The sequence below is a fragment of the Thetidibacter halocola genome (genome assembly GCF_018224955.1).
Classification (GTDB): domain Bacteria; phylum Pseudomonadota; class Alphaproteobacteria; order Rhodobacterales; family Rhodobacteraceae; genus Thetidibacter; species Thetidibacter halocola.
On record NZ_JAGTUU010000006.1, the window covers coordinates 218,474 to 237,893 of the forward strand.

Consider the following 19,420-nt stretch of genomic DNA (forward strand, 5'->3'; position numbering starts at 1 on the left):
GCAAAGGACCGTCTGATCTGCGGCTTCGGTTTCGCCGATTTCCGGCCACGGTCCGTCTGACAAGGGCAGCTTGGGCGGTGACGCCGGCGATTCCTTCGTGCCTCCCGGCTCGAATGCCCGACATCGGCGTCTGAGGGCAGACTCCGCCTTATGCCATCGTCACCGGCAGATCGCCGATTCCGTCGATGCTCACGACGACCTCATCGCCCGCCTTCACCGGCCGCGCGCCCAGAGAGGTGCCGCAGGCAATCACGTCACCCGGCATCAGGGTCATGTCGCGCGATAGGCGGGCGACGATCTCTTCGGGGCCGAACACCATGTCGGACGCCTCGTAGGACTGCCGCTCGCGCCCGTTGACGTTGACCTTCACGACCAGGTCGCGCCAGTCCAGCCCGGTCTGGATCACCGGCCCGATCACGCCGAACCCGTCATAACCCTTGGACCGCGTCCATTGCGGGAACGACTCGTCCGCCGTCAGGATGTTCAGAGCCGTCAGATCGTTGACGCAGGTATAGCCGAGGATCGCGTCCGCCGCGTCCTCAACCGGGACATTCTTGCACCGCTTGCCGATCACGATGCCCAACTCGCCCTCGAACAGCACGCGGCCCGCATCCTCGGGGATGACCACCGTATCGCCGGGGCCGGACAGCGCCGTGTCGGGCTTCAGGAAATACAGCGGATGCTCGGGCGTGCCCCAGCCGTTCTTTTCCGCCGCCGCCTTGAAGTTGTTCCACAGGCCGAAAAACTTGCCCGGCACGCAGGGCGGCAGCATCCGCAGCCCCTCCAGCGCCACGGCGTCGCCCGCCGCCTCGTCCGATCCGAGGCCCGCGCGCGGATGCAGCATCGCCCCCTCGATCACGCCACACAGAACGCGCCCATCGGTCGTCTTGGCTCTTGCCCAGGTTGTCATGGTAATCCTCCCCTTCGCTCCGCCTCCGGCTTTAGCCAAGCCGGCCGCATCCGTCAAAGCCCGGTTTCAGGACGGCAGCCCGATCCGTGCCGCCAGCCGCAACGCGTGGCTCGGATCCTGCGCCACGGCGGGCATCACCGGGTCATAGGCCGCACGGATCAGCCCGGCGATCTCGGGCCGCAGCACAACGCGCCCATCCTCCAGCTGGCCAAGGGGCGAACGGTCGGAAAAAGCCGTGTCGGACCACAGCAGGATCGACTGCACCACCTGGCTCAGCGCCAGCGTCTCGGCCGGCACCGCCAACAGGTGTTCGTCGATTCGAAGGAACACGAAACAGGCGCGGATCGCACCATTCGCGTCGAAGCGGAAGACGCGATACTGGTTTGCATCCGCCGCTTTCAGCCGCGCCACCAGCGGCTCAAGCCCCTCGACCAGCCGATCCAGGTCGGGCACGGCCAGCAACTCGTCCCAGTCGCGGAAGAAGAATACCATGGCGTTGACGCCCAGTTCCGGGTCCGTCTCGGCCATCTGGTGCCCCGCCAGCGCGCAGACCGCTTGATACGCGCCCTTCACAACCGACAGCGTCGCGTCCTCGACGCCAAAGACGATCGGCGCGATGGGGCGGCCCCAGCGGGCGCACAGATAGGAACCATCGGAACGGGTGAACAGCGACCGGATCTCGTCAGGGGTCATGGCAGTCCTCGGCTTTCAGGCGAAGCGCGCGCGGGTGCGGTTGGCAAAGGCGACCAGCGTCAGCATCACCGGCACCTCGACCAGCACACCCACCACCGTGGCCAGCGCCGCGCCGGAATTCAGGCCGAACAGGCTGATCGCCACCGCGACCGCGAGTTCAAAGAAATTCGATGTGCCGATCAGCGCGCAGGGCGCGGCGATGCGGTGCGGCACCTTCATTGCATAGGCCGCCGCATAGGCGATTGCGAAGATGCCGTAGCTTTGCAGCAGGATCGGCACGGCGATCAAGACGATGACCAGTGGCCGGTCCAGGATCACCTGGCCCTGCAATCCGAACAGGATCACAACCGTCGCGATCAGCCCGACCACCGACCAGGGCTTGACCCGCGCCTTGAAGCTCTCGATCGCCTCGGGTCTGCCTAGCCTGCGGCGCGTCACCAGCCCCGCGACCAGGGGCAGCGCCACGAACAGCAGCACCGACAGAACCAGCGTCTGCCACGGCACGGCAATATCCGTGACACCCAGCAGAACCGCGACGATGGGGGCAAAGGCAAAGACCATGATCAGGTCGTTCACCGACACCTGCAGCAGGGTATAGGTCTCGTCGCCGCGCGTCAGTTGCGACCAGACGAACACCATCGCCGTGCACGGCGCGGCGCCCAGCAGGATCAGCCCGGCGATGTATTGCTGCGCGTCCTCCGGCGCGATCCAGCGGGCAAAGACGACTTCGAAGAACAGAACCGCCAGCGCCGCCATGGTGAAAGGCTTGATGAGCCAGTTCACCACCAGCGTGATCAGCAGCCCGCGCGGCTGCCGGGCGATGTCGCGCAGACTGCCGGGATCGACACCCACCATCATCGGATAGACCATCGCCCAGATCAGCACGGCGACGACAAGGTTGACGCTGGCCAGTTCGGCCGCCGCGATCGCCCCGATCAGGCCGGGCGCGACATGGCCCAGCGCGATGCCCGCGGCGATCGCCAGCGCGATCCAGAGCGACAGGTATCTCTCGAAAACGCCCATTGTCAGCCTCCTGCGTCAGGTGGCTTTTGCGCAATCCGAGGGCCATAGGCAAGCGGACAAGGCAACGCGCCCCTTTCTTCTGGCCGGAAACATCCCGGGGGAGTCGCGCGCCAGCGCAGCGGGGGCAGAGCCCCTCTTTCAGCCGTCGAACAGATCGCTCTGTCCCGGCGGGCGCGGCGCGGCCAGGCCGAGGTGCGCCCAGGCCTTGGCCGCCAGCATCCGGCCGCGCGGCGTGCGGCTGATGAGCCCCTGTTGCAGCAGGAAGGGTTCGACGACTTCCTCCAGCGCGTCGCGGCTTTCCGACAGGGCGGCGGACAGCGTCTCGATCCCCACCGGGCCGCCTGCGTAATTCTCGGCGATCAGCCGCAGATAGCGCCGGTCAGCGCCGTCCAGCCCCAGGTGATCGACCCCCAGCCGCGTCAGCGCATTGTCGGCCAGCGCCTGCGTCACCACGCCATTGCCCTCGACCAGCGCGAAATCCACCACCCGACGCAACAGCCGCCCCGCGATCCGGGGCGTCCCGCGCGACCGTTTCGCGATCTCGTGCGCGCCGTCGCCCTCGACCGGCACGCCCAGCTTGCCGGCGTTGGTGACGACGATGGTCTCCAGTTCCGGCACCGTGTAGAAGTTCAGCCGCGTCGGAATGCCGAACCGGTCGCGCAAGGGCGTCGTCAGAAGGCCCAGCCGTGTCGTGGCGCCGACAAGCGTGAAGGGCTGCAACTCGATCCGCACGGTGCGCGCGGCCGGCCCTTCGCCGATCACGAGGTCCAGCTCGAAATCCTCCATCGCAGGATAAAGCACCTCTTCGACCACCGCGTTCAGACGGTGGATCTCGTCGATGAACAGCACGTCGTTGCGTTCGAGATTGGTCAGGATCGCCGCCAGGTCGCCGGCCTTGGCCAGCACCGGGCCGGAGGTCATGCGAAAACCCACGCCCAGTTCACGCGCCATGATCTGCGCCAGCGTCGTCTTGCCCAGGCCCGGCGGGCCAAAGAACAGCGTGTGGTCCATCGCCTCGGCCCGCTGCCGGGCGCTGTCGATGAAGACCCGCAGGTTCGCCCGCGCCTCGGCCTGGCCGACGAAATCTGCCAGCATCTGCGGCCGCAGGGCGCGGTCGCGGTCGTCGGGCATCGGCTGGGGGCGCAATGTCGGGTCGGATTCCATCATGTCCTGCCTCCCCTTGGGCGGGGTTCCACCCCGCCTACCCATTTGGTGCCAGCAGGCGCAAGGCCGCGCGGATCAGATCGGCCGTCGCCGCCTCGGGGGCCTCGCCGGCTGCCTGCGCCACGGCGCCCGCCGCCTCGCCCGGGCTGTAGCCAAGGTTGGTCAGCGCCGACAACGCCTCGGCCTGCGCCGAGGCAGCCTGCGGCGCGGGGGCGGCACGTGGGCGCGGCGCGGGTTCGATCACGGCGGCATTACTCTCGTCCACGCAGGAGACGGCAGGCCGGGCCGACTGGCCCATCGCCATGACCGCGGGCGCCTTGTCCTTCAATTCGTTCACAACGCGTTGCGCGGTCTTTGGGCCGATCCCCTTGGCGGCCTTCACGGAATTCCAGTCACCCAGCGCGATGGCCCGGCTGACCCCGTCCGCGCCCAGCGTGCCGAGGATCGCCAGCGAGGCCTTGGCCCCCACGCCCTGAACGCTCATCAGCAGGCGATGCCACTCCTTTTCCACGAGCGTGGTGAAGCCGAACAACTGCAACAGGTCCTCGCGCACCATGAGGTCGGTCCACAAGGCGGTCGCCTCGCCCGGACCCGGCAGCGCGGCCAGCGTCCGGTCAGAGCAGAACACGACATAGCCCACGCCGCGCACGTCGATCAGGACGTGATCATCGCCCTTGTATTCGACCCGTCCCGCGATGCGCCCGATCATGCCACCACCTTCAACCGACGGCCGCCGCTCTGATGCGCGTGGCAAATGGCGATGGCCAGCGCGTCGGCGGCGTCGGACCCGGCAATCTTGCAGCCGGGAAGCTGCATCAGCACCATGTGCTCGACCTGCCGCTTGTCCGCATGACCCACGCCGACCACGGTCTTCTTGACCTGGTTGGGGGCATATTCGCCCACCTCCAGCCCGAATTGCGCCGGCACCAGAAGGGCGATGGCACGCGCCTGCCCCAGTTTCAGCGTCGCCACCGCGTCCTTGTTCACGAAGGTCTGTTCCACCGCCGCGACATCGGGCGCGTGGCGCTCCACCACTTCGGACAATTGCCGGTAAAGCGACAGCAGTCGCGTCGCCAGGTCGCCGCCCGACGCCGTCTGGCACAGCCCGTTGGCGACGTGCCTGAGTCGGCTTCCCTCTGCCTCGATCACCCCCCATCCGAGGGTGCGAAGCCCCGGATCGATGCCCAGAACCCGCATGACCGCCCCTTGTGTTGCTTTTTCGGCACGACTAGCACGAAACGCGAACATTTGCCAAGGTTAATGCACTGACGGCAGAAGCCGACACCGGATGGTGCAAACGCGACACGGGCGATTTCCAGCGGTCGGAAAGCGGCATCCCTGAGATCGCGAACGACATCGCGAACCCGTGAATTAACAGCTATTTTACAGTCAGTTAACCGGATCCTGAGCCATGCAGATTCTGCATGGAAGCCTTGCGGTTCTGCCTACTTGCTGGGCAGTTCGCGAAAGACTAGCTGCACTGCAGAAAAACACGCAGCAGCCTTTCTATCAGGAGATCCGTCATGGCCGCTTTCGATACGACCCGCCCCCATGCCGCCGTCGGCTCCGCCGGCCGCATCGGTTCCATGTTTGTCACCGGCGTCTCGCTCTTTGCCGGCTGGAACGACGCACGCCAGACGCGCAAGGCGCTGGCCGCGCTGACCGACCGCGAACTGGACGATATCGGCCTGACGCGCTCGGACATCGACGACATTTCCCTGCGCTGAAGCATCGCGCGGGACCGCAAGAAAAAGTCCGCTCCGGGCAACCGGAGCGGACTTTCCGTTTGAACGGAAAACCCTACGTGAGAAGCGGAGAGAGGTAGCCCGCCAGCAACGCGCTGAGGGGGTCGATCTGCATGAACCACGCGCCAACCTGTTCGCCGGTCGAGCCGGATTTCAGTTGCGTGACATGCAGGCTGTATTGTTCAGGGCCCAGGCCTGCCAGCAGCAGGATCTTGAAACCGATAAAGCCCGCCACCAGCATCACCAGCAGGCGCAGGACGCGTCCGCCGGTCTTGCTGTCGGGCGTCTGGACAATCAGGCCGTTTTGATCGATTCCGGTTACATAGCCGCGGGCCATGCGTTCATGCTTGCGCCGCAGGTTCTGCTGACGCTTGCGAAAATCGCGCAACGTGTCTTCCATGACAGCCTCGAAACACCGGCCCCCACCGGATAAGGCAGTAATGGCGAAGAAATGCGGCAATTTTGGGGCAAATCACCGCTTTTTTGGCGAAAACAGGTCCGTTTTCAGTCGGGCTTGCGCAGCAAAAGCGTCACCCAGTCGCCAATGTCGTCCTGCCGCACCAGCGCCACGCCCTGCGCGGCATAGGCCTCGATCACCGCGTCGGCCTGCCGTGTCAGGATGCCCGAGAGGATCGCGTAGCCGCCCGGCGCCAGGTGCGCCGCCATGTCCGGAGCCAGGTCGATCAGCGGCTGCATCAGGATGTTGGCAAAGACCAGGTCGAAAGGCGCCGCCGCGCGCAGGTCGGGATGGTTGAAACCAGTCGCCTCGATGCAGCGGACCTTGCCCTGAAGAGCGTTCGCCGCGACATTCACCTCGGCCACCTCGACGGCGACCTCGTCGATATCCGACGCGATCACCGGATCCGGCCAGATCCGCGCCGCCGCCATCGCCAGAACCGCCGTGCCGCAGCCGATATCGGCCACGCGACGGCCCACGAACCCTTCGGTCGCAAGCCGGTCAAGCGCCTTCAGGCAGCCCAGCGTCGTGCCATGATGCCCGGTGCCAAAGGCCATCGCCGCCTCGATCAGCAGCGGTTCCGCGCCCGGTGGGATCTTGTCGGCGTCATGGCTGCCATAGACGAAAAAGCGCCCCGCCTCGACCGGCGTCAATTCACGCCGCACCTTGTCGACCCAGTCGGTATCGGGCACCTCTGAGACGACGAAGGGTTGCGCCCCAAAAGCCGCCGCCATCAGCGCCAGTTCCACGTCGTTCGGTTCCTCGACGAAATAGCCGCCGATCTCCCACCGACCCGAGCCGTCCTCGATCTCGAAGACGCCAATGCCCGTCGGTTCCGGATCGAGTTCTTCCAGCGCCTCGCCCAGCGCCTCGGCGCGGTCCTTGTCGTCGATCGTGGTGAAGGCGGTCCAGGTCTTGGGCATGGCGGAGTCCGGCGGCTGAGGTTTTTTTCCGCTCTGTCACGAATGCCCCCCTGCCGCAAGCCGCGACGACGCATCACATGGCGCGCATGCGACGGGATGCTAGGCAGGGATCAGCCCCGGAGAAGTGCCCATGCCCGCCATTCTGCTGATCGTGCTCTATCTCGGCCTTGTCTGCGCGCCGCTGGGCCTTGCCATGTGGCAGGACCAGCCGGCGCTGTCGCTGCGCGACGCGCTGGCGGCGGGCGCGGGCATGGCAGGGCTGGCGATCCTCCAAGTGGAATTCCTGCTGTCGGGACGGTTCCGGGTGATTTCGGGCCGGATCGGGATGGATGTGACGATGCGCCTGCACCAGTTGCTGGCGCGCGCCGCCAGCGTGCTGATCCTGCTGCATCCGTTTCTGTATCACGGCCCGCAGGGCCTAAGCCGCGGGCGCGGCCCCGGCCCCGGTCCGGGGGCGAACGCGGCGCTGGATTACAGCTGGGCCAGCCTCTGGCCCGGCCTGGCAGCCTGGCTGCTGCTGGGTGCGGTGATGGTCATGGCGCTGGGGCGCGACGGGCTGTTCCGGCATGAACGTTGGCGGCTGATGCATGGCACGATGGCGCTGGCCATGGCGGGTCTAGGCGTGCTGCACGCCACACGCGCGGGCCGCTTCAGCAGCGATCCGGTCCTGGCCGGTTACTGGTGGGCGATGCTGGGCGTCGCCACGCTGTCGCTGTGCTGGGTCTATGCCGTCAAGCCGATGATGAAACGCGCCCGGCCCTGGCGCGTCGCCGCCGTCACCCCGCTGGCCGAGCGGACATGGGAATTGCGCCTGTCGCCCGAGGGCCATTCCGGCCTGCGCTACAAGCCCGGCCATTTCGCCTGGATCAGCGTCGGCCACAGCGCCCTGTCGCTGGACGAGAACCCGTTCTCCATCGCGTCAAGCCCGTCCGACGGGCCGGACCTGCGCTTCGTCATCAAGGAGCTGGGCGACTTCACCAACCGGCTGGGCGCGGTGAAACCCGGCACCCCGGCTTATGTCGACGCGCCCTTCGGGTCGCTGACGCTGGACGGACATGGCGACGCGGCGGGCGTCGCGCTGATCGCGGGCGGGGTCGGCATCGCGCCCATGCTGTCGCATCTGCGCGCGCTGGACGCCGCTGGCGACCCCCGGCCCCGGCTGCTGATCCACGCCAACCGCCTCGCCAGCCAGATGGTCTGCGACGACGAATTGCAGGCAATGACGCAACACGGCCCGCTGCGGGTGGTGCATGTCCTGTCGGAACCCTCGGACGGCTGGACGGGCGAGACGGGCTTTGTCACGCCCGACCTTCTGCGTCGGCATCTGGACACCGACGCTCTGAAAACCTGGGTCTTTGTCCTGTGCGGCCCGCCCCCGATGCTCGAATCGGTGGAACCCGCGCTGCTGGCAATGGGCGTGCCACACCGCAACATCCTGCTGGAGCAGTTCAGCTATGACTAGCCGCGACCGGATCTCTTTTGCCTTCTGGTTCCTGACCGCCTTCGTGGTCGTGGCCATCGCGATCTTCGCGCTGGCCGTTCACTGACTCACTCTGCCGGGGCGGGGGCGAAGCGGGCAAAGATCGTCTCGTTGCCCGGTTCCGGGTGGCGCGGGATCAGCATGGCAAGGCTGAGGCTGGTCAGCGCCATGCCCGTCGCAAGACCAAAGACCGCGCCGGGCGATACCAGCCACAGGTATCCCAGTGCCGCGGGCAGGAACACCGCCGCAATGTGATTGATGGTAAAGGCCACGGCGGCGGTAGGGGCGATGTCGCCGGGATCGGCGATCTTCTGGAAATAGGTCTTCAGCGCCAGCGCCAGCGCAAAGAAGATGTGGTCGACCACATAAAGAACCGCCGCCAGAACCACGCCCCAGCCGAACCAGTAGATACCGCCATAGGCGAAGAACACGCAGGCGAGGCCGGCATATTCCACCATCAGGGTCCGGCGCTCTCCGAACCGGTGCACGGCGCGGCCAAAGAACGGCGCCAGAACCATGTTGGTGACGAGGGTGATCAGGAACAGCCCCGTGACCTCGTGCACCTCGAAGCCGAAGCGTTCCACCATCATGAACCCGGCGAAGACGACAAAGATCTGCCGCCGCGCCCCCGACATGAATTGCAGCGCGTAATACAACCAGTAGCGCCGGCGCAGGATGATGCGCTTGATTTGCGGGTTGGGGCTTTCGAATTGCGGGAAATTCAGCACGCAAAAGGCCACGATGGCCAGCGTCAGCCCGCCCGACACCATGAAGACGAAGTCATAGGACAGGTCCAGCGCCTTCCACGTCATCACGATGGCGACATAGGCGACCAGCGTGGCCGCCGATCCGGCCGCGACCAGCAGGCCCAGAACCTGCGGCGCACGGTCCTTGGGCAGCCATTGCAATTGCAGGCTCTGGTTGACCGTCTCGTAATAGTGAAAGCCGATGGAACTGAGCAGTGTCACGAACAGCAGCCCGCCCATCGTCGGGAACCATGCGGTGATCGCCGTCGCCACGCCCAACAGCGTCAGCGCGATCATCGCCAGCGCCTGTTCCCGCACGAAGATGATGATGAAGATCACGCCAAAGGCCAGGAAGCCCGGGATTTCGCGCACCGTGTGCAGCCAGCCGATATCCGACCCGTCGAACTGCGCCACCTCGATGACGAAGTTGTTGAGCAGCGCCGACCATGTCGAGAACGACAGCGGCATGGCGATGGCCATGAGAAACAGCAGCGTCATGGGACGCCGCCAGACCGGCAGGCTGCGGCCCTCGGATATGGGAACGGGACTCATGCCTTCGCTTTACGCCTGCCGCGAAATCCTGGCGAGTCCGGCGTCTGTGCGTCGGCGCACAGACTGGACGCCGGTGGGGAACGCTTGCGCGCGGTCAGCCGACGCTGCCCGCCTCGGCCATCATCGCGGCGGCGGAGAACCGGTATTCGACCTCGGAAAAGCGGTCGCGCGGGAAGACATAGAGAAAGCGAAGGCCCTCGTCGCCCGCGACCGTGCCATGCTCGGCATCCTCGGGGATGAACAGCGCGACACCCGGCGCCATCTCGTGCGCGACGCCGTCGATGGTAACGGTGCCACGGCCGGCAAGGCCGAAATAGATCTCGGCCGGGCCGTGGCGGTGCGGCAGCAGTGTGCCTTCGGGCCCGAACTCGGCCACGCCCATGACCATCCCCGAGGTCGCGGTGCGGTCTGCGTCGAACAGCGTCCGCCAGCGCACGGTGCCGAAGGCCGGGTCCTCGCCGCCTTCCAGCGGGGCGTGGTCGGCATTCGCGACCACGGGCATCTTCGCCATAACGGCGACCATCTCGGCGGCAAGAATCATGTCCATGGCGGGCCTCCGCATCCATCGTGTTTCAATCGCCGTTTCGCCGGAAAAACGACCGCCCTCTGTCCCGCATGCGACCATGGCTGTCGCATCTGGACCGGGCGACGCAGGCCGGGTCCGGGCGTTGCTGTCGCGCCTCAATCCCGCCCCGCTGCAAGGTGCGAAACACCTTGACGCGCCGCGCCACGCGCCCGCAAAAGGCGCAGCCCGGCACGGAGCCAATTGATGACGCTCAACCCCTATGACAAGGCCGGCTTCCACGCCGAGGCCATCGCCAAGGGCCGGCACCGCGACGTGGTGGGCGGCCGCTGGGACGAGACCGGGCGCGCCCAGATGGCGCTGTTGCAGGAGGCCGGGCTGCGCCCCGGCCACGTGCTGCTGGACATCGGCGCAGGCGCGCTGCGGCTGGGCTGCAAGGCGGTGCCGTATCTGGACCCCAGCCATTACTGGGCGACCGACGCCTCGCGCGCATTGATGCTGGCGGGACGGGCGGCGGAACTGCCCGATCCCGACCGCCTTCCCGAATCGCACCTGGTCGAGGATGCGGCTTTCGACTTTCCCGGCGTCGGCCAGGACATCACCCATGCCATCGCCTTTGCCGTCTTTCCGCACCTGCCGATGGCCTTCCTGCGGCGGGCGCTGACCAACCTGCGGCGCTTCGACCGGCTGGAGCTGCTTCTGTTCACCGTCTTCCTCGCCCCCGACGCCGACAGCGCGGCGCGCCCCTTTCGCCAACCCGACGGGGTTGTGACGCATGACCTGCGCCCGCCCTATCACCTGCTGGCCGAGGACGTGGCGCATTTCGCCCACGTAACCGGCTGGCAGGTTGCGCGGGTCGAGCGGATGCTGCCGCGCGGACAGGTGGCCTTTGCCGCCAGGCGTACCTGATCTGCATCAAGGCGAACGCATCGGCTTTCCCGCATGAAACCCGCGTCAGCACGCAGGGAGCACCGCCATGGATATCGTCGCGCTTGTGGAACGGATCGGGGAACAGCCGACGGCGGCGCTGTTCGGGCTGGTCACCGGGGTCGTGTTCGGGGTGGCGGCGCAACGCTCGCGCTTCTGCCTGCGGGCGGCGGTCGTCGAATTCGCGCGCGGCATGATGCAGGACAAGGTCGCGGTCTGGCTGCTGACCTTCTCGACGGCGGTGGTCTGGGTGCAGGGCGCGCAGATGCTGGGCCTGATCGACGTGACCGAGGCGCGCATGATGGCGGTGCCCGGCAGCTGGTCCGGCGCGGTGATCGGCGGGCTGATGTTCGGTGCGGGCATGGTGCTGGCGCGCGGCTGTTCGGGGCGGCTGCTGGTGCTGGCGGCGACAGGCAACCTGCGTTCGGTCGTGTCCGGGCTGATCTTTGCCGTGGTGGCACAGATGTCGCTGACCGGCTGGCTCGCGCCGCTGCGCGACTGGTTGGCCGGGCTGTGGATCACGGCGGGCGGCCGAAACATGAACCTGCTGACCGCAATGCACCTGCCCGACGGGTCCGGCCTGGTGATCGGCCTTGCCACGGCGCTGCTGGCGCTGGAACTGTCGCGGCGCAACCGGATCGGCGCCTCGCGGCTGGTCTTTGCCTCGGGCGTGGGCTTTGCCGCCGCGGTGGGCTGGGCGCTGACCTATGCTCTCAGCCAGGTCGCCTTCGAGCCGGTGCAGATCGAAAGCCTGACATTCACCGGCCCTTCGGCCAACACTCTGATGTTCTTCCTCGACCGGACCTCGATCCTTGAATTCGACATCGGGCTGGTGCCGGGCGTGGTGATCGGCTCCTTCGCGGCGGCCTGGTGGGGCGGCGAGCTGAAGTTCCAGGGCTTCGAGGGACCGACACCGATGCGCAACGCGATGGTCGGCGCGGCGCTGATGGGCTTTGGCGGGATGCTGGCCGGCGGTTGCGCCATCGGCAACGGCGTCAGCGGCGGGTCGATCTTTGCCGGGACGGCATGGCTGGCGCTGTTCTGCATGTGGATCGGCGGCATGGCGATGGACGTGGCGCTGGGCGGACGCGGGCAGCCCGCGCATATCTGACCAGGCGGGCAGGGAGGCCCCCGCCCTGGCTCACGACCGGATCCGCCACCCAGTGCGGAAGATCCACCAGATGAACGCAAGGCACAGCGCGGTGAAAGCCGCGATGGCCAGCAGGCTGACGCCCACCGGGACATCCGCGAGGCCATAGAAGGACCAGCGGAAGCCCGAGATCAGGTAGACCACCGGGTTGAACAGCGCCACGGTCTGCCACGCCGGCGGCAGCATCGAGATCGAGTAGAACGCCCCGCCCAGGAAGATCAGCGGCGTCACCACCAGCAACGGCACCAACTGCAACTGCTCGAAATTGCTGGCCCAGATACCGATGATGAAGCCCATCAGCGCAAAGCTGATGCAGGTCAAAACGAGGAAGGCGAGCATCGCGCCGGGATGCAGGATCGTCACGTCGACAAAGAGCGATGCCGTTCCCAGGATCACCAGCCCGATGAACAGCGCCTTGGTCGCCGCCGCGCCGACATAGCCGATGACGATTTCCAGGAAGTTCACCGGGGCCGACAGAAGCTCATAGATCGTGCCGATGAACTTGGGGAAATAGATCCCGAAAGAGGCGTTGGAGATCGCCTGCGTGATGACGCTCAGCATGATGAGACCCGGCACGATGAAGGCACCGTAACTGACACCCTCGACCTGGTCGATGCGCGAGCCGATCGCGGCGCCGAACACCACGAAGTAAAGCGAGGTCGAGATCACCGGCGACACGAACCCCTGCACCAGCGTGCGGAAAAAGCGCGCCATCTCGAACCGGTAGATGGATGCAATGGCGGTCAGGTTCATGCCGCGTCCTCCTGCCGTGCCACGAGGCCGACGAAGATGTCCTCGAGTGAATCCTGCCGCGTCGCCACGTCCCGGACGACCAGCCCGGCGCCCGCAACAGCCGCCATGAGGCGGCCGATGCCAGTGCGCTCGGCGGTGCTGTCATAGCCGTAGACCAGCACGTTACCGCCCTCCTCGAGAGTCAGGTCATGGCCGTGCAACGCCTCGGGGATGGCCTCCAGCGGTGCGGCCAGTTCGATCCGCAATTCCTTGCGGCCCATGCGGCGCATCAGGTTGTCCTTGCCCTCGACCAGCAGGATGCGGCCCTTGTCGATCACGCCGATGCGGTCGGCAATGGCCTCGGCCTCTTCGATGTAATGGGTGGTGAGGATGATGGTCACGCCGTCGCGTTTCAGATCGCGCACGATGTCCCACATGTCGCGGCGCAACTCCACGTCGACGCCTGCCGTGGGCTCGTCCAGGAACAGCACGCGCGGTTCGTGGCTCAGCGCTTTGGCGATCAGCACCCGGCGCTTCATGCCGCCCGACAGCGCCCGGATCGGCGAGTCGCGCTTGTCCCACAGCGACAGCCGCCGGAGGATCCGCTCGATCATCGCGTCGTCGCGGCCCTTGCCGAACAACCCACGCGAAAAGCGCACGGTGTTCGCCACCTTCTCGAAGGGCTCGAGGCTGATTTCCTGCGGCACCAGCCCCACCAGGTCGCGCGCCGCGCGCCAGTCACGCACCACGTCATGCCCGCCCACGCGGATGCTGCCGCCGCTGGGCATGGTGATGCCGCAGACAGCCGAGATCAGCGTCGTCTTGCCCGCACCATTGGGTCCGAGCAGCGCCAGGATCTCGCCTTCCTCGATTTGCAGGTCCGCGCCCTTGAGCGCCTCGAACCCGCTGTCATACGTCTTACGCAGGCCACGTATCTCGACCATCGCCATGAGTCGTCTCCCGTCTGATAGATCGTATCTAGACCGCTCGGTTCACTTCGCAAAGCGGCATATGCGCAGGGCGGCTGTGCATGTCGTTTTCGGAACAGATACGGCCGTATCCTGCGGCTAGGCCAGATCCATGACGGAAAACGACCGCCCGGCACTGGGCATCCTATTCATCCTGATCGGCACCTTCGCGATCTCGGTCAACGACCTGCTGATCAAGTACCTGGCATCCGATTACCCGCTGCACCAGATGGTGTTCGTGCGGGCCTTGATCGGGCTGACCCTGACGCTCGGCCTGGTCATGGCTGAGGGCGGGCTGCACATCCTGCGCACCTCACGCCCCTTCCTGCACCTGCTGCGCGGCGTGCTGGTCGTGCTGGCGAACCTGACCTATTACGCCGCCTTCGCCGTGCTGCCGCTGGGGCAGGTCACGGCGCTGTATTTCGTAGCGCCGCTGTTCATCACCCTGCTGGCGATCCCGGTTCTGGGCGAGCGGATCGGCGCGCCGCGCCTGATCGCCGTCGCCGTCGGGTTCTGCGGCGTCCTGGTGATGCAACAGCCGTGGAAGGCCGAACTCGACGTGTCACGGGTAATCCTGCTGCTGCCGGTCCTGTCCGCGGCACTCTACGCCTTCATGCAGGTGCTGACCCGCAGGCTGGGCGGGACAAGCCGCGCCTCGGCGATGGCGGTCTACATCCAGGCGAGTTTCGTGGTCGTGTCGGCCACGTTCGGGCTGGTCGCGGGCGACGGGCACCTGGCCGAAGGCATTACCGACGAGAGCCTGCTGTTCATCCTGCGCCCCTGGATCTGGCCCACCGCCGAGGACTGGCCGGTGTTCATCGGCCTCGGCCTGTGTTCCGGCATCCTTAGCTACTGCATCAGCGCGGCCTACCGCACCGCCGACGCAGGCCTGCTGGCCCCGTTCGAGTATCTCGGCCTCGCCATGGCGATCTTCTGGGGCTGGAGCGTGTTCGGAGAGTGGCCGGTGCCCGCCACCTGGGTTGGGTGCGTCCTGATCGTCGGCGCCGGGATCTTTGTCTTCCTGCGCGAACGGAAAAAGAATGCGCCGATCCCGGGACGGCGGAGCCTGTGGGTCAGGCGTTAAAGGTCCGGATCGGACCCAATGTTTCGCGCGCGAAACATTGGGTCAATACTGCGTCCCGGCGTCAACCGGCTATTAACTGCCGCGCACCGTGTCGATCATCAGCTGCACGTTCTCGGGATCCGCATCCGGCGTGATTCCATGGCCCAGGTTGAAGATGTGCGGCCCCTGGCTGAACGCCTCGACGATGCGCATCGTCTCGGCCACCAGTTCGTCGCCCCCCGTCACCATGTGATGCGAAGCGAGGTTGCCCTGCACGCAGCCGCCCACCTGCACGTTCTCGGCCGCCCATTCCGGTGTCACGCTGTCGTCGAGCGCCACGCAGTCTGCCCCGGTCGCCTTGTGGAAACCGATATACTTGTCGCCCGCCTGGCGCGGAAAGGCGATGACCGGCAGGCCGGGAAAGCGCGATTTCAGCTCGCCCGTGATGATCCGCGCCGGTTCGGTGCAATAGCGGTCGAAATCCTCGCCCTTCAGCGATCCCGCCCAGCTGTCGAAGATCTTCACCACCTCGGCCCCGGCCTTCACCTGTTCCGACAGGTAGTCGATGGTCGACTCGGTCAGCCGGTCGATGAGCTTCTCGAACAGGGCGCGGTTCTCGGCCTTGAGCGCATGTGCCGGCCCCTGGTCTTTCGTCCCCTGGCCCGCGATCATGTAGGTCGCCACGGTCCAGGGCGCGCCCGCGAAACCGATCAGCGTCGTCTCCTCGGGCAATTCCCGGCGCAGGATGCGCACCGTCTCGTAGACCGGGTTCAGCGTGTCGTGGATCATCGCGCCCCGGCCCAGCTTTTCGAACTCGGCATCGGTGGTCACGGTCGACATCCGCGGTCCCTCGCCGGTGACGAACCACAGGTCCACGCCCAGCGCCTGCGGCAGCAGCAGGATGTCCGCAAACAGGATCGCCGCGTCGAAGCCATAGCGCCGGATCGGCTGCAGCGTCACCTCGGCGGCCAGTTCGCTGTTGTAGCAGAGCGACAGGAAGTCCCCCGCCTGCGCGCGCGTTTCCCGGTATTCCGGCAGGTAGCGCCCCGCCTGCCGCATCATCCAGATCGGGGGCGTGGGCAGCACTTCGCCCGCCAGCGCGCGCAGAATGGTCTTGGTCATGAGGTCTCCTCGAATCTTGGTCGCGCCCTGCGAGGCCGCGTGTCGCACCATCTCTATACGGCGGGCATTGTCAGGACAAGTTGACAGGTCTAAACCGATGACATGATGAAGGATCTTCCCTCCCCCGACTCGCCCCTGCGCATCGGCACGCGCGGTTCGCCGCTGGCGCTGGCCCAGGCCCATGAGACCCGCGCGCGCCTGATGGCCGCCTTCGACCTGCCCGAGGCCGTGTTCGAGATCGTGGTGATCAAGACCACGGGCGACGACCGCGCCCTGATCGACGCCGACCGCCCGTTGAAAGAGATCGGCAACAAGGGCCTGTTCACGAAAGAGATCGAAGAGGCGATGCTCGATGACCGCATCGACATCGCCGTGCACTCGATGAAGGACATGCCCACGGTCCAGCCGCATGGCCTGATGCTCGACTGCTTCCTGCCGCGCGAGGACGTGCGCGACGCCTTCATCAGCCCGGGCTGCGCCTCTATCCACGACCTGCCGCAGGGCGCGACCGTGGGATCGTCGTCCTTGCGCCGCCGCGCGCAACTGCTGAACCGCCGCCCCGACCTGCGGGTCGTCGAGTTCCGCGGCAACCTCCAGACCCGGCTGAAAAAGCTGTCCGAGGGCGTGGCCCAGGCCACGTTCCTCGCCATGGCGGGGCTGAACCGCCTGAACATGACCGAGGTGCCGCGCACCGCCATCGATACGGCCGACATGCTGCCCGCCATCGCGCAGGGCGCCATCGGCATCGAGCGCCGCAGCGACGACACCCGCATGGGCGCGATGCTGGCCGCGATCCACGACACGCCCACCGGCCAGCGCCTCGCCGCCGAACGCGCCTTCCTCGCCGAACTCGACGGGTCCTGCGAGACGCCCATCGCCGGCCTCGCCACGCTGGAAGGCGCGACGCTGCACCTGCGCGGAGAGGTCCTGCGCCCCGACGGCTCGGAATCCCACGCAGACGAGATCAGTGGCCCCGTGGCGGAGGGCGCAAGCCTTGGCCGACAGCTGGCACGCCAATTGCTCGACAGGGCCGGCCCCGGCTTCTTCGACTGGCACGGCTGACGAAGCCGTCGTTTCTTCTGGCCGAAAATATCCCGGAGGAGTCGCGAAGCTACGGGGGCAGAGCCCCAATCGCGGGACGGCGGGCGGGGCGATGTGCCCCGCGAGCGGGGCACGAGCGCCGGTCCGTCGTCAGCCGACGGTGATGACCGTCTGGCCGGTCGTCTGGCGCCCTTCCAGTGCCCGGTGCGCATCGGCAACCTGCGCCAGCGGGAACCGCTGCTCGATGGTGATCTCGACCGCGCCGGACACCACCTTCTCGAACAGATGCGCCGCCATCGCCTGACAGGTCGCGTGATCCGCGATATGCGTGAAAAGCGTTGGCCGGGTGATCTTGAGCGAGCCCTTGGGACCCAGCGCGCCGATATTGAACGGCGGCACCGGCCCCGAGGCATTGCCGAACGAGATCATCATGCCCAGCGGCCGCAGGCAATCGAGCGAGCCGTCGAACGTGTCCTTGCCAACCGCGTCCATCACCACGTGCACGCCCTTGCCGCCGGTCAGTTCGCGCACCGTCGAAACCCAGTCCGCATTGCGATAGTTGATACAGAACTCGGCGCCATGCTCAAGCGCCAGCTGGCACTTCTCATCCGTGCCGGCGGTGCCGATCAGGCGGATGCCCTCGGACTTCGCCCATTGGCAGGCCAGCAGGCCGACGCCCCCTGCGGCGGCATGGAACAGCACGAAGTCGCCCTTGGCGATGGGCGTCGTGCGATGGAACAGGTATTCCACCGTCATGCCCTTCAGCATCATCGCCGCGCCCTGCTCAAAGCTGATCGCATCCGGCAGCGGGCAGACCTGCGCCGCGGGCATCACCCGCGCCTCGCAATAGGCGCCCGGCGGCATCGAGGCATAGGCGGCGCGGTCGCCCACCTTGAGATGCGTCACGCCCTCGCCCACGGCCTCGACCACGCCGGCGCCTTCCATGCCCATCGCATGGGGCAGCTGCATCGGGTAAAGCCCGCTGCGCTGGTAGACATCGATGAAGTTCAGCCCGCAGGCGTGGTGCCGGATGCGGATCTGGCCCGGTCCGGGCTCGCCCACCTCGCGGTCGACCAGCTTGAACTTTTCCGCCCCGCCGTGTTCCTCGATGATAATCGTCTTGACCATTGCCGTCATGTCGCGTGCTCCCCTGTTTCCCGGGCATGGCATCCGCCCGCCCCGCTCGCGCAGGCGTTATAGGGTGCGCCGCGACAATATGCTACACTGCGAAAACGCGCCGACGTCCGGACGGACCGTCGCGCAAGGCCCCACCGTCCGGCGAGCGGCGCCGAACCGCGCGGCAAGCCGCGCCCGGACGGAGGCCACCATGCCCAAGACTATCGGAAATCCCCTGAGTTTCACCGCCCGGGTGCTTGGCGCCGCGGGCAACCACCTGGCCCAGACCGCGCAGGATCTCGGCGGCACCGGCACCGCCGCCCCACCGCAGGTCCGACGCATCACGAATGACGACCTGCGCGCCGCCCTCGCCGCGGGCTGGGACGATTTCAAGGCCTGCCGCAGCGACGTCATGGCGCTGGTCCTGCTGTATCCGATCATCGGACTCGTGCTGATGGGGATGGGCCTGCGCATGGCGCTGATCCCGCTGCTGTTCCCGCTGATCGCGGGTTTCGCGCTGCTGGGGCCGGTGGCGGCCGTGGGTCTCTACGAGATCAGCCGCCGCCGCGAAGCCGGCGCGGAACCGCGCTGGACGGACGCCTTCGGCGTGATCGGCCAGCCATCCTTTGGCGGTATCCTGCTGCTCGGCATCTACCTCGTGGCTCTGTTCTTGGCGTGGATGCTGGTGGCGGCAGAGATCTATGGCCTCACCCTTGGACCGGGAGCGCCCGCCTCGACCACCGCCTTCGTCACAGCGGCGCTGACCACCGGCGCGGGCTGGACGATGATCATCTTGGGCTGCGCGGTGGGCGGCCTCTTTGCGCTCGCGGTACTGGCGGTCTCGGTCGTGTCCTTTCCATTGCTGCTCGACCGCCCGGTGGGCGTGCCGGTGGCCGTCGCCACCTCGATCGCTGTCTTCCGTGCCAATCCCGGCCCGGTGCTGACATGGGGCGCCATCGTCGCCGGCGGCCTCGTTCTGGGCGCGCTGCCGATGCTGCTGGGACTGGTCTTTGTCCTGCCGGTTCTGGGCCACGCCACCTGGCACCTCTATCGCCGCGCCGTCGAATAAGGCGCGGCAAAGCGCA

The 19,420-nt window shown here is 66.9% G+C and carries 21 protein-coding genes; 7 read left to right on the forward strand and 14 right to left on the reverse strand.

The features are described 5' to 3' along the window. Positions 1–148 precede the first annotated feature (148 nt). The 6 genes from KB874_RS15795 to ruvC form a co-directional block, all read right to left on the reverse strand. The gene (locus tag KB874_RS15795) at positions 149–910 is read right to left on the reverse strand and encodes a fumarylacetoacetate hydrolase family protein (protein WP_212537519.1); all 762 of its coding nucleotides are present in this window, start codon (positions 908–910) and stop codon (positions 149–151) included. A 66-nt stretch (positions 911–976) separates the two neighbouring features. Continuing rightward, positions 977–1,603, reverse strand: a complete 627-nt coding sequence (locus tag KB874_RS15800) for a hypothetical protein (protein ID WP_212537520.1) — start codon at positions 1,601–1,603, stop codon at positions 977–979. A 15-nt stretch (positions 1,604–1,618) separates the two neighbouring features. Continuing rightward, positions 1,619–2,626 (reverse strand): ACR3 family arsenite efflux transporter, encoded by a 1,008-nt coding sequence (arsB, locus tag KB874_RS15805; RefSeq protein ID WP_212537521.1) that lies wholly within the window; start codon positions 2,624–2,626, stop codon positions 1,619–1,621. Positions 2,627–2,764: 138 nt separating this feature from the next. Further along, entirely contained in the window at positions 2,765–3,793 is a 1,029-nt protein-coding gene (ruvB, locus tag KB874_RS15810) for a Holliday junction branch migration DNA helicase RuvB (RefSeq protein WP_212537522.1), read from the reverse strand. A 34-nt stretch (positions 3,794–3,827) separates the two neighbouring features. Then, positions 3,828–4,499, reverse strand: a complete 672-nt coding sequence (ruvA, locus tag KB874_RS15815; RefSeq protein ID WP_212537523.1) for a Holliday junction branch migration protein RuvA — start codon at positions 4,497–4,499, stop codon at positions 3,828–3,830. Next, positions 4,496–4,987: a crossover junction endodeoxyribonuclease RuvC gene (gene ruvC / locus KB874_RS15820; RefSeq protein ID WP_212537524.1), complete on the reverse strand. Its 492-nt coding sequence runs from the start codon at positions 4,985–4,987 to the stop codon at positions 4,496–4,498. The genes ruvA and ruvC overlap by 4 nt, the downstream gene beginning before the upstream one ends. A 326-nt stretch (positions 4,988–5,313) precedes the next feature. Here ruvC and KB874_RS15825 point away from each other — a divergent pair, with 326 nt between their 5' ends. After that, positions 5,314–5,517: a DUF1127 domain-containing protein gene (locus KB874_RS15825; RefSeq protein WP_212537525.1), complete on the forward strand. Its 204-nt coding sequence runs from the start codon at positions 5,314–5,316 to the stop codon at positions 5,515–5,517. 73 nt (positions 5,518–5,590) lie between these two features. Here the strand turns inward: KB874_RS15825 and KB874_RS15830 are convergent, their stop codons facing one another. Both KB874_RS15830 and KB874_RS15835 read right to left on the reverse strand, forming a co-directional pair. Beyond that, positions 5,591–5,935 (reverse strand): hypothetical protein, encoded by a 345-nt coding sequence (locus tag KB874_RS15830; protein WP_212537526.1) that lies wholly within the window; start codon positions 5,933–5,935, stop codon positions 5,591–5,593. 104 nt (positions 5,936–6,039) lie between these two features. Next, positions 6,040–6,915, reverse strand: a complete 876-nt coding sequence (locus KB874_RS15835) for a 50S ribosomal protein L11 methyltransferase (RefSeq protein ID WP_212537527.1) — start codon at positions 6,913–6,915, stop codon at positions 6,040–6,042. Positions 6,916–7,045: 130 nt separating this feature from the next. Between KB874_RS15835 and KB874_RS15840 the strand changes: the two genes are divergently transcribed. Next, a complete protein-coding gene (locus KB874_RS15840) occupies positions 7,046–8,377 on the forward strand; it encodes a ferredoxin reductase family protein (protein ID WP_212537528.1) in 1,332 nt (443 codons plus the stop codon). A gap of 86 nt (positions 8,378–8,463) precedes the next feature. On the opposite strand, the gene KB874_RS15845 is transcribed toward KB874_RS15840, so the two are convergent. After that, the gene (locus KB874_RS15845; RefSeq protein WP_212537529.1) at positions 8,464–9,693 is read right to left on the reverse strand and encodes an MFS transporter; all 1,230 of its coding nucleotides are present in this window, start codon (positions 9,691–9,693) and stop codon (positions 8,464–8,466) included. 94 nt (positions 9,694–9,787) lie between these two features. After that, positions 9,788–10,240 carry a cupin domain-containing protein gene (locus KB874_RS15850; protein WP_249200542.1) on the reverse strand — a complete coding sequence of 151 codons (453 nt, stop codon included), beginning with the start codon at positions 10,238–10,240 and terminating at the stop codon, positions 9,788–9,790. A 222-nt stretch (positions 10,241–10,462) separates the two neighbouring features. On the opposite strand from KB874_RS15850, the gene KB874_RS15855 reads away from it, so the two are divergent. After that, positions 10,463–11,125 carry a class I SAM-dependent methyltransferase gene (locus tag KB874_RS15855; protein ID WP_212537531.1) on the forward strand — a complete coding sequence of 221 codons (663 nt, stop codon included), beginning with the start codon at positions 10,463–10,465 and terminating at the stop codon, positions 11,123–11,125. Positions 11,126–11,192: 67 nt separating this feature from the next. Beyond that, a complete protein-coding gene (locus tag KB874_RS15860) occupies positions 11,193–12,254 on the forward strand; it encodes a YeeE/YedE family protein (RefSeq protein ID WP_212537532.1) in 1,062 nt (353 codons plus the stop codon). A 30-nt stretch (positions 12,255–12,284) separates the two neighbouring features. Here the strand turns inward: KB874_RS15860 and KB874_RS15865 are convergent, their stop codons facing one another. Next, positions 12,285–13,046 (reverse strand): ABC transporter permease, encoded by a 762-nt coding sequence (locus KB874_RS15865; RefSeq protein ID WP_212537533.1) that lies wholly within the window; start codon positions 13,044–13,046, stop codon positions 12,285–12,287. Further along, on the reverse strand, positions 13,043–13,975 hold the full coding sequence (locus KB874_RS15870; protein ID WP_212537534.1) for an ABC transporter ATP-binding protein: 933 nt from the start codon (positions 13,973–13,975) through the stop codon (positions 13,043–13,045). The genes KB874_RS15865 and KB874_RS15870 overlap by 4 nt, the downstream gene beginning before the upstream one ends. 130 nt (positions 13,976–14,105) lie before the next feature. On the opposite strand from KB874_RS15870, the gene KB874_RS15875 reads away from it, so the two are divergent. Continuing rightward, positions 14,106–15,077: a DMT family transporter gene (locus tag KB874_RS15875; protein ID WP_212537535.1), complete on the forward strand. Its 972-nt coding sequence runs from the start codon at positions 14,106–14,108 to the stop codon at positions 15,075–15,077. A gap of 72 nt (positions 15,078–15,149) precedes the next feature. Here the strand turns inward: KB874_RS15875 and hemE are convergent, their stop codons facing one another. Further along, the gene (gene hemE / locus KB874_RS15880) at positions 15,150–16,178 is read right to left on the reverse strand and encodes a uroporphyrinogen decarboxylase (RefSeq protein WP_212537536.1); all 1,029 of its coding nucleotides are present in this window, start codon (positions 16,176–16,178) and stop codon (positions 15,150–15,152) included. A gap of 102 nt (positions 16,179–16,280) precedes the next feature. Here hemE and hemC point away from each other — a divergent pair, with 102 nt between their 5' ends. Beyond that, positions 16,281–17,240, forward strand: a complete 960-nt coding sequence (hemC, locus tag KB874_RS15885; protein ID WP_212537537.1) for a hydroxymethylbilane synthase — start codon at positions 16,281–16,283, stop codon at positions 17,238–17,240. A 129-nt stretch (positions 17,241–17,369) separates the two neighbouring features. Here the strand turns inward: hemC and KB874_RS15890 are convergent, their stop codons facing one another. Then, positions 17,370–18,347, reverse strand: a complete 978-nt coding sequence (locus tag KB874_RS15890; protein WP_212537648.1) for a quinone oxidoreductase family protein — start codon at positions 18,345–18,347, stop codon at positions 17,370–17,372. A 199-nt stretch (positions 18,348–18,546) separates the two neighbouring features. Between KB874_RS15890 and KB874_RS15895 the strand changes: the two genes are divergently transcribed. Next, a complete protein-coding gene (locus KB874_RS15895) occupies positions 18,547–19,404 on the forward strand; it encodes a DUF2189 domain-containing protein (RefSeq protein WP_212537538.1) in 858 nt (285 codons plus the stop codon). Positions 19,405–19,420 lie beyond the last annotated feature (16 nt).